Annotated in this window: 2 protein-coding genes; both read right to left on the bottom strand. The window is 75.1% G+C overall.

Annotation, left to right across the window (positions count from 1 at the left end):
- Nucleotides 1-1060, bottom strand: a 1060-nt coding sequence (gene hemW / locus ABZ281_RS44825) for a radical SAM family heme chaperone HemW (RefSeq protein WP_356664081.1), incomplete at its 3' end; no start/stop codon positions are given.
- Between the two features lie 48 nt (nt 1061-1108).
- Nucleotides 1109-2827, bottom strand: a complete 1719-nt coding sequence (locus ABZ281_RS44820; RefSeq protein ID WP_356664083.1) for a SpoIIE family protein phosphatase — start codon at nt 2825-2827, stop codon at nt 1109-1111.
- Nucleotides 2828-2831: the final 4 nt, after the last annotated feature.

Raw genomic sequence — 2831 nt, 5'->3', positions numbered from 1 at the left:
GCCGTTTCCCGGCCAACCCCGTATCAACCAGACATTTCGGTCCGATCACCCGGCTTCCGGCCCCGGGCGACCGCCCCGCCGCCAGCGCAGCCGCGTACGCGCCCGGATGCTTGACGTTCCACCACCGCACCCCGCCCACATGGCTGTGCGCACCGGGCCCGGCCCCCCACCAGTCGGCCCCCCGCCAGTACAGCTCGTTGTGCAGGCACCGCCCGGCCCGCGAGGTCGCCCAGTTCGACACCTCATACCACTCGAAGCCCGCGCCCGAGAGCATCTCGTCCGCGATCAGATACCGGTCGGCATGCACGTCGTCGTCGGTCATCGGCACCTCGCCGCGCCGAATCCGCCGCGCGAGCTGTGTCCCCTGCTCGACGATCAACGCGTACGCGCTGACGTGATCCGGGCCGGCCCCCAGCACCGCGTCCAGCGACGCCCGCCAGTCGTCGTCGGACTCACCCGGCGTGCCGTAGATCAGGTCGAGGTTCACATGGTCGAACCCGGCCGCCCGGGCCTCCGCCACGCACGCCTCCGGCCGCCCCGGCGTGTGCGTGCGGTCCAGCACCTTCAGCACGTGCTGCCGCGCACTCTGCATCCCGAAGGAGACCCGGTTGAAGCCCCCCTCGCGCAGAGCCGCCAGATAGGCGGGGTCGACCGACTCCGGGTTCGCCTCCGTGGTGACCTCGGCGTCCTCAGCCAGCCCGAACTCGTCCCGCACGGCCTTCAGCATCCGTACGAGATCACCGGCGTCCAGCAGCGTGGGCGTGCCCCCGCCCACGAACACGGTGCGGACGGGGCGCGGATCGTCGCCCAGCACCTTGCGGGCCAGCCGGACCTCGTCGGCCAGTGTCTCGGCGTAGTTGTCGCGGGACGCCAGCACCCCGCCGGTGCCGCGCAGCTCGGTCGCGGTGTACGTGTTGAAGTCGCAGTAACCGCAGCGGGTCGCGCAGTAGGGGACGTGCAGGTAGAACCCGAGCGGGCGGTCGGCGACCCCGGCGAGCGCGGACGCGGGCAGCGCGCCGTCGTCGGGGACGGGCTCGCCGTCGGGGAGTGCGGAAGGCATGCCTTCCATTGTCCAGCACCGGCGCGCCCGCTCCGCCCCAAGCGGCTGTCAGTCCGCCTGGAGGACCAGCAGCGCGAGATCGTCCGCGGGCGGGCGCACCCCGAACTCGTGCACCAGCCGCTTGATCCGCTCGGCTATCAGCTCCGCGTCCAGCCCGGCGCACCCGGCCAGCGCCGTCGCGAGGCCGTCGCCGTCGTCGAACTGGCGGGAGCCCGAGCGGCGCTCGGTCACGCCGTCGGTGACGCACAGCAGCGTGTCGCCGGAGAGCAGCTCGAAGGTCTCGCTGGCGTAGGTGGCGTCCTCCACGACACCGAGGAGGGTCTGGGGCTGCGCTGCCGTGTGGACCTCGCCGCCCGCCTCGAGCAGCAGCGGCAGCGGGTGCCCGGCGGAGGCGACGGTACAGCGGACGCCGCCGTCGAAGGGCACGAGCTCGCCGTACAGCAGGGACAGGAAGCGCGTCTGGGGGCCGTCGCCGGGCGGGGTCTGCCGTGCCCCCGCGGCCACCAGCGCCCGGGCCGCGGCGTCGGCGGCCTCCGTGGCGTCGTCGAGCAGCAGTTGGTTGAGCCGGTCGAGGACGTCGGCGACCCGGTAGCCCTCGCGGGCCAGCAGTCGCAGCCAGGGCCGGGCCAGGCCGATCACGACGGCCGCCTCGGGCCCCTTGCCCTGGACGTCGCCGACGGCGAAGCACCAGCGGCCGTCCCCGGCCGGGAACAGGTCGTAGAAGTCGCCGCTCGGCCCGCCCTTGTCGCACGGCTCGTAGACGAGGGCGCTGCGCATGCCGGGGATCTCGGCCACGGCGCCGGGCAGCAGGCCACGCTGCAGGACGGCGCTGATGGTGGCCTGGCGGGCGTACTGGCGGGCGGCGCCGACGGCGAGGGCCACCCGGCGGCTGAGGTCCTCCGCGAGGCCGGTGATCTCGTCGGGGAAGCCGGCCTTGCCCGAGCGCCCGATGACGAGAGTGCCCAGCGGGCGTCCGCCGGCGACCAGCCGGTACGCCAGGGCCGAGCCGGGCTCGCCGTCGCCGAGCGCCTCGCCGGGCCAGGGGTAGTCGACGGGTCCGGACCTGCCCCGTTCCCGGTAGCGTTCGAACGGGGACGACGACCTCGTCGGGTCGAACGGCTGCGGCGGGTCCTTCTCCAGGACGCGGCGCAGCTCCTCGATGCGGTTCTCGCTGCCGTGCCAGACCCGGGCGAGGCGCGGTCCGCCCGCGCCCGCCCCGCCGCTCCAGCCGCCGCCGGTGGCCTCGTCCTCCAGCCACACCGCGCACCAGTCGGCCAGCCGGGGCACGATCAGCTGCCCGGCGAGGGCCGCGACCAGGTCCTCGTCGAGCTGCCCGGCGAGCAGGTCGGATGCCTCGGCGAGGAAGGAGAGGGCGCCGCGGCCGAGCCAGGCGCCGTCGGGCCCGTTGCGTCCGTCGCGGTTCTCGTGCCGGTCCCGCCAGTCCCGCAGGTCGTTCCAGTCGCGCAGGTCACGAGCCTCCCGTAGGGCGGGCCAGTCCCGTGCCTCTCCGCCCTCTCGCGAGTCCCATGTCTCTCCTCCGTCACGCAGGTCCCACGGGTCGCCTGCGCCACGCCAGGCCCGTAGGGCTTCCACCGCCTCGTCGCCCGGGCGCGGCCCGGACGCCAGGACCTCCGCCGCCGTCCCGTCGCCCGGGCGCGGCCCGGACGCCAGGACCTCCGCCGCCGTCCCGTCACCCCGGCGCGGCCCGGACGCCAGGACCTCCGACCCCGTCCCCTCACCCCGGCCCCTCCCCGACGACCGCACCACAGCC

This window comes from Streptomyces sp. NPDC006265 (genome assembly GCF_040613555.1).
GTDB lineage: Bacteria > Actinomycetota > Actinomycetes > Streptomycetales > Streptomycetaceae > Streptomyces.
The sequence above is the reverse complement of the archived record's forward strand: the minus strand, read 5'-3'. Positions and strand labels throughout refer to the sequence as shown.